The 15,321-nt window shown below is 40.8% G+C and carries 11 protein-coding genes; 9 read left to right on the forward strand and 2 right to left on the reverse strand.

Annotated features, from left to right (window positions below):
• The first annotated feature begins 180 nt into the window (after positions 1 to 180).
• The gene (gene nifB / locus AC5JL8_RS31135) at positions 181 to 1,623 is read left to right on the forward strand and encodes a nitrogenase cofactor biosynthesis protein NifB (protein WP_495883538.1); all 1,443 of its coding nucleotides are present in this window, start codon (positions 181 to 183) and stop codon (positions 1,621 to 1,623) included.
• A gap of 52 nt (positions 1,624 to 1,675) precedes the next feature.
• Here the strand turns inward: nifB and AC5JL8_RS31140 are convergent, their stop codons facing one another.
• Positions 1,676 to 1,801, reverse strand: coding sequence for a hypothetical protein (locus tag AC5JL8_RS31140; protein ID WP_495883539.1), 126 nt, complete (start codon positions 1,799 to 1,801; stop codon positions 1,676 to 1,678).
• Between AC5JL8_RS31140 and AC5JL8_RS31145 the strand changes: the two genes are divergently transcribed.
• The 4 genes from AC5JL8_RS31145 to AC5JL8_RS31160 all read left to right on the forward strand — a co-directional run bounded on the left by AC5JL8_RS31145 (position 1,800) and on the right by AC5JL8_RS31160 (position 5,960).
• Positions 1,800 to 2,117, forward strand: a complete 318-nt coding sequence (locus AC5JL8_RS31145) for a 4Fe-4S binding protein (protein ID WP_495883540.1) — start codon at positions 1,800 to 1,802, stop codon at positions 2,115 to 2,117. The genes AC5JL8_RS31140 and AC5JL8_RS31145 overlap by 2 nt on opposite strands.
• 295 nt (positions 2,118 to 2,412) lie before the next feature.
• Positions 2,413 to 3,208 (forward strand): IS5 family transposase gene (locus tag AC5JL8_RS31150; protein ID WP_495883541.1). Its coding sequence is split into 2 segments (ribosomal slippage): positions 2,413 to 2,589 and positions 2,591 to 3,208, totalling 795 coding nucleotides; the frame shifts between segments, so codons are not numbered across the junction.
• A gap of 492 nt (positions 3,209 to 3,700) precedes the next feature.
• Positions 3,701 to 4,957 (forward strand): beta-ketoacyl-ACP synthase II, encoded by a 1,257-nt coding sequence (gene fabF, locus AC5JL8_RS31155; protein WP_495883744.1) that lies wholly within the window; start codon positions 3,701 to 3,703, stop codon positions 4,955 to 4,957.
• 313 nt (positions 4,958 to 5,270) lie between these two features.
• Entirely contained in the window at positions 5,271 to 5,960 is a 690-nt protein-coding gene (locus AC5JL8_RS31160; RefSeq protein WP_495883542.1) for a TMEM175 family protein, read from the forward strand.
• Positions 5,961 to 6,880: 920 nt separating this feature from the next.
• Here the strand turns inward: AC5JL8_RS31160 and AC5JL8_RS31165 are convergent.
• On the reverse strand, positions 6,881 to 7,513 hold the full coding sequence (locus tag AC5JL8_RS31165; protein ID WP_495883543.1) for a TetR/AcrR family transcriptional regulator: 633 nt from the start codon (positions 7,511 to 7,513) through the stop codon (positions 6,881 to 6,883).
• Positions 7,514 to 7,613: 100 nt separating this feature from the next.
• Here AC5JL8_RS31165 and AC5JL8_RS31170 point away from each other — a divergent pair, with 100 nt between their 5' ends.
• The 4 genes from AC5JL8_RS31170 (at position 7,614) to AC5JL8_RS31185 (ending at position 15,239) form a co-directional block, all read left to right on the forward strand.
• On the forward strand, positions 7,614 to 8,363 hold the full coding sequence (locus AC5JL8_RS31170; RefSeq protein ID WP_495883544.1) for a Coq4 family protein: 750 nt from the start codon (positions 7,614 to 7,616) through the stop codon (positions 8,361 to 8,363).
• A 1,260-nt stretch (positions 8,364 to 9,623) separates the two neighbouring features.
• Positions 9,624 to 12,932, forward strand: a complete 3,309-nt coding sequence (locus tag AC5JL8_RS31175) for an AMP-binding protein (protein ID WP_495883545.1) — start codon at positions 9,624 to 9,626, stop codon at positions 12,930 to 12,932.
• A 240-nt stretch (positions 12,933 to 13,172) separates the two neighbouring features.
• Positions 13,173 to 14,081, forward strand: coding sequence for a fatty acid desaturase family protein (locus AC5JL8_RS31180; protein ID WP_495883546.1), 909 nt, complete (start codon positions 13,173 to 13,175; stop codon positions 14,079 to 14,081).
• A gap of 30 nt (positions 14,082 to 14,111) precedes the next feature.
• Complete coding sequence (locus AC5JL8_RS31185) at positions 14,112 to 15,239, forward strand: fatty acid desaturase family protein (RefSeq protein WP_495883547.1); 1,128 nt, start codon at positions 14,112 to 14,114, stop codon at positions 15,237 to 15,239.
• The last annotated feature ends 82 nt before the right edge of the window (positions 15,240 to 15,321 follow it).

Raw genomic sequence — 15,321 nt, forward strand, 5'->3', positions numbered from 1 at the left:
AAGGATTGTATAGCCTGCCTACTCTGCGAGCGATCGCTTTAATCAGCGTCTATGCTAGCGCAAACGAGTAAACCCTTGCGGGCAATGTGATTACAGTCGCGGCTTCAATTTCTAGGCATAAAGAGTAGCAACGGCATCTCTCACAGTGGCATCCAGTCCACCGACATTTTGCGAAATTCAATGACACTACCGGCTACAGGACTCCTCACCTCCTCCAATCAGGAACCGACAACTACCCAAGCAAAATCAGGTGGTTGCGGATGCGATAGCAGCGCCACCGTGGAAATGGACGAAAAGCTCAAAGAACGCATTGCCAAGCATCCTTGTTATAGTGAAGACGCCCATCATCACTACGCTAGAATGCACGTTGCAGTTGCACCAGCCTGTAACATTCAATGCAACTACTGCAACCGCAAATTTGACTGCGCTAATGAAAGTCGCCCTGGTGTGGTTAGCGAGTTGCTAACTCCAGAAGAAGCCGCGCACAAAGTTTTGGTGATTGCAGGTAAGATTCCCCAGATGACAGTTTTGGGAATTGCAGGCCCTGGTGATCCACTGGCGAACCCAGAAAAGACTTTCCGCACCTTTGAGTTGATTGCAGACAAAGCACCAGATATTAAGCTTTGCCTATCAACCAATGGTTTGATGCTAACCGAATACGTTGATCGCATCAAACAATTAAATATAGATCACGTTACTGTTACCCTTAACACCATAGACCCAGAAATCGGCGCACAGATTTATTCTTGGGTTCACTATAAGCGTAAACGTTACAGAGGCGTTGAGGGAGCTAAGATTCTGCTCGAAAAGCAGATGGAAGGATTGCAAGCCCTCAAAGAAGCCGACATCTTGTGCAAAGTCAACTCGGTAATGATTCCGGGGATTAATGACCAGCACTTGGTGGAAGTGAATAAATTTATTCGTGAAAACGGCGCATTCCTGCACAACATCATGCCGTTGATTTCTGCACCAGAACACGGCACACACTTCGGCTTAACCGGTCAGCGCGGCCCTACTACCAAAGAACTCAAAGAAGTTCAAGACAATTGCGCCGGCAACATGAAGATGATGCGTCACTGTCGTCAATGCCGAGCCGATGCTGTAGGATTATTAGGAGAAGACCGCAGCCAAGAATTTACCAAAGATAAATTCTTAGAAATGGCTCCAGAATATAACCTGGAACAACGCCAAGAAGTTCACGAAGGTATTGAGAAATTTAAAGAAGAACTTAAAGCAGCCAAAGACAAGGCGCTAGCTGGCAAGAAATTTGCTAACAATCCCAAAATCCTCGTTGCAGTAGCAACCAAAGGTAGTGGATTAGTTAACCAGCACTTCGGTCATGCGAAAGAATTCCAGATTTACGAAGTGGATGGTAGTGAAGTTCGCTTTATCAGTCATCGTAAAATTGACCATTATTGCCAAGGTGGGTTTGGAGAAGAAGCCACTCTAGACTACATTATTAAAGCGATCGCAGATTGCAAAGCGGTTTTAGTCTCCAAAATTGGAAACTGTCCCAAAGAAGAATTGCACAAAGCTGGCATACAGACTGTTGAAGCTTACGACGTCATTGAGAAGGTTGCTTTGGAATTTTACGAGCAATATGTCGAAGGACTAGGGAAATAGGGACTGGGGACTAGGGGTTAGGGATTGGGGACTAGGGACTAGGAATTAGGGATTAGGAAATGGGAAGAGTTTTCCCAATCACCAATACCCAGTACCCAATACCCAGTACCCAGTACCCAGTACCCAATACCCAGTACCCAACGCCCAATCCCCAACCCCCAGAAAGGAGAATAGTCATGGCTTACAAAATCACTAGCCAATGTATTTCCTGCGATCTGTGTCTGTCTGTATGTCCAACTGGTGCAATCAAAATAGTTGATGGTAACCGCTGGATTGATCCCGAACTTTGCACAAACTGCGTCGGTAGTTTTTATACAGTACCTCAATGTAAAGCTGGTTGTCCCACCTGCGATGGTTGCGTTAAACAACCTAGCGATTATTGGGAAGGTTGGTTTGCCAACTACAACCGCGTTTTAGCGAAATTAACTAATAAAGAAGATTACTGGGATCGTTGGTTTAACTGTTATTCAAAGAAGCTTATACTATCAAACTAAAGAAAATTTGTTGAGGATATAAGCTTGTACCTCACGGTAAACCGTTTCACATCCCACATCTCGACTTCAATGCCCTGTGGAGTATTTATCTGTCGCAGATCATCTAGTTGGGCTAACAGTAACAGGACTTACGCAGGCAGGGTAAAAGCATCTCAATCAGGTTTGACACAAGAAATTAGAAGAATCTAAAGTATTGCCAATTAAACACCCTCTAAGAGGATGTTTGGAAAGTCAAAAAAAGCTCAAGTAACGATATTCTGTCAGTAGATAAAAATGCGACAGCGTTACTTGAGCCATGTCTAAATCATACCCAACGGACTTGACAGATGAACAATGGGAATTGTTATCGGTGCTTATCCCTCCGGAAAATCCAGGGTGTCGTCCCCGTTGCGTTGACCTACGTGCGGTGATTAGTGCCATCTTTTATATTCTTTGTGCAGGTTGTGCATGGCGTATGTTGCCACATGACTTCCCCTTCAGGGCAAACGGTCTACTATTACTTCCGAAAATGGCGTATAGATGGTACATGGGAGGTGATGAACCATAAACTTCAACAATGGGTACGTGTCCTAGAAGAGCGAGAACCAAACCCAACTGCTGCAACCGTTGATTGTCAATCTGTAGAAAATGGAACAATGGTATCGCAAGCCGTCGGTTTTGATTCGGGAAAACTGGTTAAGGGACGTAAACGGCATTTCCTTGTTGACACGCTTGGATTGGTTTTAATGGTTGTAGTTACCTCGGCTTATGAATCAGATCAAGCCGGAGCGAGAAAATTATTCACGCAAGCAAAGAACAGAATTAGCGCTCGCCTAACACGGTTAGTTTGTATTTGGGTTGATGCTGGATACCAAGGTGAGGGGTTTATGAAATGGGTCATGGACACTTACCGTTGGATTCTGGAGGTTGTACGCCGTCCCGTTGATGCTAAAGGCTTTGTTCTGCTGCCAAAACGTTGGGTTGTTGAGCGTAGTTTTGGTTGGTTTAATTGGTGTCGTCGTTTAAGTCCCGACTACGAAATTTTACCGCAAACGCATGAAACATTTGTGCAAATTGCAATGATTCGGTTAATGCTGAGAAGACTCGCTTAATAGATTCCTTTAATACTTTCCAAACATCCTCTAAGAACCTGAATCATATAATTATTGCTCTTTCATCACTCTCATGAGGAATAACAGGAAAAAGCGTCGTAGACTGACTAATATTTGAGCTACGCGATCACCATGTAAAACCAAGGTTACAGATAGTTTAATCACTTCTATTTCAGGTTCTAATCTCTCTAGTGACGTAATCTTGGATGCAATAAAAAACACTATTCAATTTAGCATATATAGTAGTTATTTACTAAATAATTTTGTATCCTCAAATTTAACCTTACGTTAATAAAAAAATAAATTATCTTTCGATTAAATTATGATAGGTTCATTTTTGGTAGCTTTTACAAGCAGTTAACAAAAGGTGAAAAGTACTAAAACCAAAAAACTACTAAACTCACAAGTGCAAATTTGAGTTCATGCTCTTACTTCAGTTATTTTTCTGCCTACTTGATGAGATTTGCAACAACGTATAAATAAGACTTGATGATGGAAAATTTGCAGTTAAAGCGTGTAGTAATTACAGGTTTAGGAGCAATTACCCCCATAGGAAACACGGTAGCAGACTATTGGCAGGGGCTAGTGCAAGGCCGTAGTGGCGTTGCACCTATTAGGTGTTTTGATGCCTCAAAACACGACTGTCAGATTGCAGCAGAGGTCAAAGGCTTTGATCCATGTGATTATTTAGAGCGCAAGGAAGTCAAACGTATGGATCGCTATGCTCACTTTGCAGTCTGTGCTAGCCTGCAAGCGATCACAGATGCCAAGTTTACCATCAGTGAATTAAATGCCCCTTTAGTTGGGGTAATCATCGGTAATGGTTGTGGAGGCATGAATGTTTTTGAAAAACAACAAGAAATTTACCTAACCAAAGGCCCCGACCGATGCAGTCCTTTTTTGATACCAATGTTTATTGCTAATATGGCTGCTGGATTAGTAGCAATTCATACAGGAGCAAAAGGACCTAACTCTTGTACAGTCACCGCCTGTGCTGCAGGGGCGAATGCTATAGGAGAGGCTTTTCGTTTAATTCAACAGGGTTATGCTCAAGCTATGATCTGTGGTGGTACAGAAGCACCCATTACCCCTTTATTAGTTGCTGGATTTGCTGCTGCCAAGGCTCTATCAACTCGTAACGAAGAACCAACTTACGCTTCTCGTCCTTTTAACTATGACCGCGATGGGTTTGTCATGGGGGAAGGAGCTGGGATTCTGTTGCTAGAAGAACTAGAACACGCCAAAAGCCGTGGAGCTAACATCTATGCAGAAATCATTGGCTATGGGATGACCTGTGATGCTTACCACATGACATCTCCTATTCTTGGAGGTATAGGAGCTGCTAAGGCTATGGAATTAGTAATCAAAGATGCTGGTTCGTCTGTGAATCAAGTCAGTTACATAAATGCTCATGGTACTAGTACGTTTGCCAATGATGTCAATGAAACCTTAGCAATCAAAAAAGCATTAGGGCAACACGCTTATAATATTGGTATTAGTTCAACAAAATCCATGACTGGTCACCTTTTGGGCGGTTCTGGAGGTATTGAAGCAGTCGCCACAGTATTGACAGTTGCAAAAGATGAAATTCCTCCTACTATCAATTTAGATTCTCCCGATCCACAATGTGATTTGGATTATGTTCCACACCAAAGTCGAAAACAAAAGGTAGACTTAGCTATTTCTAATTCCTTTGGTTTTGGTGGTCACAATGTCAGCCTAGCTTTTAAAAAATTCCCAGATTCTTAATTGTATTAAAACCTAGTAACTGTTACCTTTGTCCGCACAATGTAAACATGATCATGTTTCTCAAGTTTTAGTTCATTTTTGTGCCTTTTTTGACGACGAATGAATCTTTGCTTGCTCAATAAACACTGGAATATTCACCGAAAACTCACCATTCTAGTATCCTTTGTTCTAAGGAAACTTAAACAAAACTGAAGAATAAAAAAGAGTATAATGCTTAATTAACATAGCTTTCACGCCGAAGCAATCTTATGAAATAAACCACACCAGGAGCATCAAGAAGCCAAGGGATGGTTAGAACCAAGAGAATACTTCAATGAATGAAACTCAAGACAATAATTCTGAGCAGAAAGAACCTATTGCTCATCTTCGGAGAGTAGCAGATATAATCTTCGCTCTGGCAATGGCGGAGTGCTTCTTAGCTCTAGATTTTCCAGATAAGCTTCAGCAGCCTACAAACTCACAAGTTATCACATTTTTATTCGCTCAAATTAAACCACTTACTAGTTATGCGATCGCATTTATGATTGTAGGTTTTTATTGGGTAGAGCATATCAAGCAATTCAAGTATTACAAAAAATCAGATACTATTCATATCTCACTCTATCTACTCTATCTGATGGGAATGTTTTTGATTCCTTATTCTGATACTTTAATCATTTATTTTCCAGAAAATGCCCTCGTCAAAATATGCTTCAGCATCAACACTACGTTCATTGGGCTAATCTCATTTTTGAACTGGACTTATGCGTCTCACAAACACCGACTCATTACTGATGAAATAAGCAGTGCAACTATCATCTTGACGCGATGGAGAATCTTGATAGAGCCTATTTTTTCGTTATTGACGATAGGAGTTGCTATTATAGATCAAGCTTGGTGGGAATATGTCTGGTTTTTGTTGCCAATTCCTTACTTATGGATTGAGAAGATTTTTGGCAAGAGTTATGATGAAAACGAGCAGCAAGGTGGCAATTCTTCTGAGAAGAAATTTTTTTGGCCATAAATAAATTAAAAACTATAGATCCCCGACTTCTCAAATAAGCCAGGGGTCAAACAAAATACTGAGTTAGAAAAGAAGGCGACAGTAGGGACGTACATTTTTACCCCCCTACGGTTGATCCATATATAACCTAAAACGCACCTAAATTAAATGTTGGAGTCGGCATCCCTGCCCACTCCACAAGAGTTAACCTAATTTAGGTTATACAGTTTAAATGCGGAACAGTTTAGCAAATAAATATGCCGTTGCTGAATTAGCGGATGATTCTTGTGGGGTAGGCCGGATAGCCTGCCCCAGAAATATAACAGATGCATCTCGCAAAATTAGCAATATTATGCCGCTTGCTATGCAACACCGCAAATATTATTGAAAGCCAATTTACGAGGGTAAGTTCATGTATTAACGTCCTTGTCTCTAGGGTTTGGCAAAAACAATAAGTCCTAAAAATTCCTTCCCGATTTGTCACAAGGCTTTTTTTGACATACTACCGCAGTATCAAGGGTTTGAGCGGAAAACATACCTTGTAAGCTCAACGCTTATGTATCGGTTATTTTGCCATTTTTGCCAAAATTTTTTTAACCTCTTATTTTGGCGAAGGTATTGAAATTGGTATCAATTTTATTTCTGGCGTTGCTGATTAGTAGGATGATTTTTGCCTCACGCAGAGAGAAGTTCCGGTGCGGGGTTCGCCCCGTTGAGCAAACTTCGGTGGACGCAGAGGCGCGGAGAATAAGAGTTTGAGAGATTAAATTTTTAATTTTCATCCTCATATTCAGCAATGCCTTATATCATGTCCGTTTAAATAACCGTCATTGCGACCGAAGGGAAGCAATCCCAAAAACTTTGCGATTGCGTCGTTTGACTTCGTTCCACTCGCAATGACATATTCAGGGTGATTTGCCGGACATCATATTATTTCTGTGTTAAATTTGGTAAGTTTGTAAGTATGCAGTAACCAGTGTTTTCGTCTCTGCTAAGATTTGTTCACGAAAGACTTGAGCGCGGGTAAGAGAGAGCCATAGCAGCTCGTTGACAACTTTCACAATAGTTGTGGCAATTAATTCGCACTTGCCAATATTCAAAGAGGGGTTTCGCTGTTTCAGAAAATGAGCAAGTTCTTTGAGAATTTGTGAGTCGTAATTATCTAAAGTACTAATATCGGCTGCTATCATCAAATCGATCAATTGTTCTAGTACAGCTCGATAGCCAGGATGATCGGTCGCAAACTGGTCAAAAGCGCCGACCATGCGATCGACATAGACTTCGATTGGCGCTTCGGCTAGTTCGGAGTGAAGTTGTACAAATAGTTGATATTCTTGCTCAAAGTAATGATTTGCCCAAGCTTTGAGGATCGCTTTTTTATCAGGGAAAAACTGATAGAGCGACCCCACCGGAATGTCAGCACGAGCTGCGATCGCTCTTGTTGTAGTTTGATCGTAACCCAATTCGATAAATAACTGCTCGGCAACACCAAGGATGTCGCGGACACGCTCTTGGCTGCGTGCTTGCTTTGGTTGTCGTCGCGTGTTTACAGGCTTTGGAAAATTATCTGTCACTATTAAAAATTACCCTTGCAAAAAATGAACAACGTTCATATTATAAATATATGAACAACGTTCATATATTACGATACTTCCACTCACTAAAGGTAATCCTATGGAGTTTATGAATTACCAGTATTTACCGTTCACAAGTTATCGCGGCGCAGAACCACAAGCCAGTAGCTCAATATGGACGAGTGCCAAAAACTTCTTTCGTATCTTCAAAACTACAAAAGCATTCTTAAAAGTACTTCTTGATGACAGAGGAAATCTGGATTTAATTGAGGAGCTGAGTACTAGCCTAGTTGACAATCGTGCCTTCGAGCTTGCTGTTGAGAAGATGAAAGCCAAGCCAGAAGTCGCTGCAATTATTGCTGAACGCTATATAGCTCCTCCCCACGATCTCAAAGCCTTGTTGCAATATCCTCAAGATTCCCTGGGCTATACCTACGCCAGCAGCTTGAAACAGGCAGGTTTCCATACACTAGCGGCGAAAGTCAAAATTGATTCAGATACTAGTTATGTAGAAAATCGTTGGTACCAAACCCACGACATTTGGCACATTATTACCGGATTCGACACTAGTGAAATCGGTGAAATTGGTTTGCAAGCTTTCTACCTAGCGCAGTTTCAGCTACCGCTTGCAAGTATGCTCATCGCTAATAGCTTGATCGCTACCACGTTGCTACAACCAGAGGAACTATCTCTACTTCTAGGTGCGATCGCCAAGGGATGGGAAATGGGGCAAACAGCTAAACCACTGATTGCTCAAAAATGGGAAGAAGCCTGGGAAAAACCAGTTGCTGTATGGCGCGCAGAACTGAATGTTCAACCTATTTTCCAGATTGAACCTGTGCTGGCCTGAGCAACCTTAAATAGTTGTATTGCAGAAACTGGCATGGTCTGGTATAGAAGCAAAAGCCAGAAGATAAACTAATACCATTTCACAGTGAAATGATATAAGACGATATGCGACTGATGATCGCTACTGTGTAGGGGCAATCGCTCGATTGTGCTTTGCCCCTTGCCTTGTTTATCGAAAGTTAACCTAAAAATAAATTTTGCTTAGTTAAATTTTTACTTTTAAGTATTATCCTTTCTTAGGATGTACTTCAAAAGCTACATCAAGTTAACCAATTGCTAACATCATCTCATTGTATTGTTTTACTAAAGCTCGCATGCTACTATAGCTTCTAGCCAAAAGCAGACTACTGCTTTTCTAGTGCTAGGAAACGGACGTACTAATAGTTTGACAGTTATCTAAATATCACTGCCTTTAAAGTGATTAATTTATTTAACTCTAATACTAGGTAGTGATAGTGAACAAAGAGCTTTGTGGAACTTAGTAAGTTGAGTTCATAGACAGTTAGTTTGGTTAAAAGTTCTGTGTCAGCCAGTTTTCAGTGTCGGGTAAAAACAAAACCAGTATCTGTAAGATGGAGGCTGTTGCTAAAATTAAACATTTCCCAAAATCAAATATTTAGCCGTACATAGCGGTAACTATCTGTAAATAGTATTTCCACTTCACCTTATCTGGAGGATGGAGGTTATTGCTACGGTTCGATATTTCGTAAAATCAAATATTCAGCTGTACATAGGGCAACTGCCTATAAATAATATTTCCACCTTCTCAACCAATCATGATTGACATCTGTGTAATCAGTATTACTAGAGTCTGCTTTATCTTTGGATACACGAAGAACAGAGATTACACCTGGTGGGATAATAATTAAATTTCCCTCTGCGAGCTAGCAAACAAAATTTGCTTGAGCTATTGCTAAGAAGCCCAAACACAAGAGGGCTGTTCATACTATGGGCGTTAAGAAATCCACGCGATTTTTTAACGAAGATTAATTTGTCTATAAATTCTGGCAATAAGTGATACCAGTTCATGGAGGGATGGCACTAAGATAAACCGAAACCCTTTTGAAGATTGGGTTGAATGTGTAGCAGTGTAGGTGAAACTGTGCGTTCAATTGGCTTGTTGATATATTAAATAGTTCTTTCCCTAACACCTTTATACCCTTGCGCCATAATTCTTCAGGATTTGTGCTTAACAAGGTTGTCATTTCGTCAAGGTCTGACTTCTGCAATATCCAACAAATTTGATTGAGGACTTTATTAGATGATCAAGTCTCAAGGCTTTAATAACTTGGCTGAGGTTCTTACTTACTGGGCTGAGGTACAGCCTGACCGTAGGGCTTATACAATGCTCGATCCTCATGGTGCAGAGGATAGCTATATTACCTACAAAGATATGTACTCCCAGGCTATTGATATAGCCCAAGGATTGTTATCCCAGGGACTGCGATCGCAGAATGCGATTTTGCTTTATCCACCTGGAATCGAATTTATAGTTGCATTCTTCGGATGCCTTTATGCTGGGGTGTTGCCTGCACCTGTCCATATCCCAAAACGCAATCGTTCCAACAAGAAAATTGCAGATATTGTTGTTGCCACAGAAGCCTCAGCAGTACTGCTTCCTACTAGCCATCAACAAGCTTTTCAGGATGTCTTAAGCAAAGAAGAAAACTGGCCCAAGGATTTGATTTATGTATCAACAGACATGACTAGAGAGGCAGCGAACTCTCAGAAGTTACCTCTGCCAGAGATTGATGGCTCGGCGATCGCATTTTTGCAGTTCACTTCTGGTTCGACCTCACTACCGAAAGGTGTGATGATTACTCATACAAATTGTCTTAATAACCTAGAGATGATTGTGGCTATGAGTCACGCCAATGCCGATTCTACCTCAGTGTCTTGGTTGCCACACTATCACGACCTGGGTTTAGTCGCTCATCTTTTGCACAGCCTCTACAGTGGTGGTCATTGCGTACTACTCGCCCCAGCAACCTTTACTTCCCAACCAATACAATGGCTACGTGCCATTACTAAATACCGTGCCGGATATACAGGCGCACCCAACTTCGCCTATCAACTATGTGTTGATAAAATTCAGCCTAGCGAGCAAAAGACCCTCGATCTATCCTCGCTGCGGATGGCAATTAACGCTGCTGAACCCATCAATCCACAAACCATATCAGACTTCTGCGAAAAGTTTGCAGAAAACGGATTCAAGCCTCATATGTTCCTTCCTGCCTATGGCATGGCCGAGGCAACAGTATACATATCTTCTGGATATGTCGATCAAGACCCAGTTTTTAAGTCAGTTGACTGGGCAACACTGGGTCAGCACAACATAGCGCAAGAAGCGATCAACAGCACGAAAGCAAAGGTTTTTGTCAGCTGTGGTCATCCTTGGCTAGACCAAAAGATTTATATTGTCGATCCTGAGCAAAATTGTGTATTACCCCCAAATCATATCGGGGAAATTTGGACTACTGGCTCTAACGTCATGGCTGGTTATTACAACAATCCAGAAGCCACAGCCAAGACCCTAGTTTCCTTACCAGATGATGATCGGATTTACCTTCGTACCGGCGACCTGGGTTTTATTGACGAGAAAGGCGAACTATACATCACAGGCCGCATTAAAGACATCATAATTATCAATGGTGTGAATTACTATCCTCAAGACATCGAGATTTGTGTTGAGCAAGCACATCCTGATATTCGCTTCAGCTGTGTCGCCGCCTTTAGTGTCCCTGGTGAGAATGGAGAGGAATTAGTAATTTTTGCTGAATTGACAAAAGCTGGTGTGATCAATCTGCGTCGGTCTGCTTATTTGGAAGAACTGGCTGAAGCTATTTGTCTAGCTCTGGGAGAAAATTTTGAGATCCCGTTACGCCAACTCGTGTTTTTAGGACATATGCAGCTCCCGAAAACATCTAGCGGCAAAATCCGTAGACAACAGTGTAAACAAGAGTTTCTCCAAGGCAGTCCTGATGCTCTAGCTAGATGGCCTAAAGAAGAATCCACAACTCAATCTAAAGGAGACGTGAGTATGTTGAACATTGAAAAGACATTTGAACGTATCACATCCATGGGGCCAATGCACCTCAAGGTTTTTACCAGTCTCATACAAATTCTGACTAAGAAATATCAGGTACGGATGGCTGATTTCGATGTAGAGAAGTCAATCTTTTTCTATGGAATTGACTCTTTAAAAATCATTGAAATTCATAGCGCACTTGAAGGAGAACTAGGTTGTCAAATTCCTACAGAAGCTTTTTTCTACGCAAATACCTTCTTGGGGATGATTGACGATATAGCTCATGCCATCTCTAGTGAAGACGGGCTAAAAGTGAGGCTAACACACAGCCAACCTCTAAATGTAGAAATAGAAAACGCTTTAGAATACCTGCTTCGTCCTCGTGACAACCAAGTTGATGTGAGCCATCACGCCAAGACTTGTTTACTTACCGGAGCATCAGGTTTTGTCGGTACTTATTTTTTAAAAGAACTGCTCGACACCACTGATTTGAATATTGCTTGTTTAGTTCGAGCAGCCAATGAAGAAGCAGGTTTGCAACGTATCAAAAAAACGGCGCGAAAGTTCGATGTCAAGCTCCTACCAGGATGGGAGAATCGCGTACAAATCATTATTGGTGATATGTCTAAAAAGCGGTTTGGGCTAGATGATGATCGCTATGGAGAATTAGCACAAAACATTGATAGCGTATACCATGTAGCGGCTGTAGATAACTTCTATCTACCATACGACATCATCAAGAACACCAATGTTGTTGGCACTATTGAAGTTGCAGATTTTGCATTAGCCGGAAAAGTGAAGCCTCTTTATAATGTGTCAAGTTGTGCTGCGTCCTTGCTAGAAGACTGCGTGGCTCAACCAATCCCCATTGGTCTTGTCAATGGATATGCACAAACCAAGTATGTGACAGAGCAAATCGTATTACGCCTTGCAGAACAGGGATACCCGTGGGTCAACTATCGATTGGGCTACCTATATACCCTACGGGTTGAGCATATCCAGAAAAACACCCCATTGAGCAAACTATTTGCCTTGATAGAAAAGGCTTACGAAAATATAGACGATGACTTTTTTATTGATGAAGATGCGTTTGAAAATTTCCTCTGCGCCATTTCTCATATAGGTTGTGTACCTGATATGGATGCTGATTTCGATTTGATGTCAGTTGAATATGCAGCTAAGGCGATCGTTTCTACATCATTACTGCCTACTGGTGAGAGAAAACACAACTATACTTTTTATAATCCACAACCTCTAGATTGGTCTGATGTAATTAGCTACTTTCAGAATTTGAATCAGCACGTTGAGATTGTGCCGCTCAGAACCTTCGTTGATAAGTATGAAGAGTATGTTCGTAATACAAATAAAAAGGGCATGAAACTCTTGAAATCGGTAGTATCACCTGAGTTAGAAAAACAATTTAATACGATGTTCAGGAATATCGATACAGACTGTATTAATACTTATTTGCACTGGTGTCCACCATGCGAGAAGCAGTTTACTCATCAATATGTAGATTTCGTGCTGAGTAGTGCTGAATAAGTAAGTGTGTGAACTGGTGCCAATTTAACTGAATAGTAGTCAGAAAACCTGCTCTACATTGGTTTAAATCTACCTGGTAAGGTGCGTTCTGAACATTAGTCCTAACGCACCACCATCGGATTTCTTGATGCTTTAGGCTATGGCATCAAACACCCTATAGGCTTATCATTTGTAGATTTTTCATGATTATCTAAACAAACTTTATCCAATAAGGAAACAAAGCTGAGAGGAACTTGTTATATGGCACAGATTAAACCAATTGATTTTGTTGAACGTAATAATATGAGGACATTTTTGGCATTACTAAAAGACTGGATATCAATTTTCGTAATTGCTGCTCTTAGTATTTGGGCAAATAATATCTTTGTTTATTTGATTGCTGTGTGGTTAATAGGCGTTTTTCAATTTGCTCTTGGAGAAGCGTTCGTACATGAAGCAGTTCATCATAATTTATTTACTGAAAAATCATGGCATGAAAAGCTAGAATTTATATATAGCTATCCTTTCTTGAGGACACTTTCATCTTATCAGGCTCATCACTTTCCTCATCATAAGTACCTTTTAGCTAAAGGAGATTACATACCTGAAGATTATGATTTTTTAGGATTGAATAAGCCGAATAAAAATGTATTTATGATCTTGTTCGTTAAACCTTTTCTCGGTTTTTCTGTATATTACTTTTTTTTAGAAGCAATATTGTATCCCTTAATTCAAGATTCCTTCAAATTTAGTTCATTACTCAAGGGTATAAAAAGTAATTACAAACTTTATTTGTTCTGGTTAATAGTTATTCTCACATTCAGTTTCTCAGGACATTTGGACATTTTACTCCTTTACTGGTTTGTGCCTTTATCATGGAGTTTCTCGTTTTTATCACTTTTGTCCGAGGTGCAAGAACATTTTAATACTTTCTCAGGTGCGAGATCGAATGTGAATCCTGTCATTAACTTTTTCTTTCATAATGCAGGTTATCACTATGTTCACCACTTGTGTCCTACTATTCCCTGGTATAAATTACCAGAAGCACATCAGGCTTTATGTGCAGATAATCCAGATATTTCACACAGCATTCTAGATACGTATAGACAATGCATACGTAACAATCAAAACGAAAATTTACCGCAAATCACAGCCTTACTTAATATGTAGAGATAAAAATTCTCACTTGAAGGAAATATAATGCAAAATCAACAAACATACCGAGAATCTACAAAGCGAGCTAAAGAGCCTGCGAAAATGCTGAAATTTGGCAAAAATACTGGGTTTCAGATTGAGTTAACACGGCGCGTTAATGAGCTTTTTCAAACCACTGGACTACGAGAACGAGACTGTCCACAAATGTATCTGAAGACAGCTATCCTACTTCTGAGTTTTTTGGTTGTGTATGTGTCCTTGGTTTTCCTAGCACAAGCATGGTGGGTGGTTCTATCTTTAAGCATTTTGTTAGGACTGGTGATGGCTGGAATTGGGTTCAACATTCAGCACGATGGATCACATAATGCTTATTCCAACTATCCTTGGGTGAATAAGTTGATGGCCGCGACTATGGATCTGATTGGTTTTAGTTCCTATTATTGGCTGTGGGGGCATACTGTACTTCATCACAAGTATGTAAATATTACAGGCTATGACACCGACTTCGACCTTGGTACTTTGGCTCGGAAAACTCCTTTCCAGCCATGGCTTCCACATCATCGTTGGCAACATTATTACATTTGGTTATTGTACGGTGTGTACCCAATCCACTGGCATTTTGTCAGCGATTTTGAAAGCTTCTTCCTTGAGGAATTCTACGATCGCCACTATCCTAGACCTAAAGGTGTGAATCTAGCCATCTTTTTAGTCGGAAAGGCCGTCTTTTTTACTCTTGCTTTTGGGCTTCCGCTGATGTTTCATTCGGTATGGACTGTGTTGATGTGCTATGTAGTAACATCATTCACGTTAGGTATAGTTTTGAATGTTGTTTTTCTATATGCACACGAAGTCGAAGAAGCAACATTTCCTATGCCTCTAGAAGACACTGGCATAATAGAAAACGACTGGGCAATCCATCAGATTGAAACTACTGTCAACTTCCCCTGCAATCATTTGATGACTTGGTTCGTGGGCGGACTTAATTATCAGATTGAACATCATCTGTTTCCGAACATTTGTCATGTAAATTACCCTGCCATTTCTAGGGTAGTCGAGGAAACCTGCCAAGAATTTGGGGTGAAATACAAAAAGCATAAATCCATCTGGGCAGGTATATCATCACATTTCCACTGGATGCGCCGCCTGGGTATGGCGAATACAATGTCAATCTAGTGCTGCATATTTGCGTGATGGTTTTAAGCAATTAACTAAAATTAACTATACCTGCTTAAGGGTAAGGGCAAGCTTAAGGAAC

This window comes from Mojavia sp. (assembly GCF_059505145.1).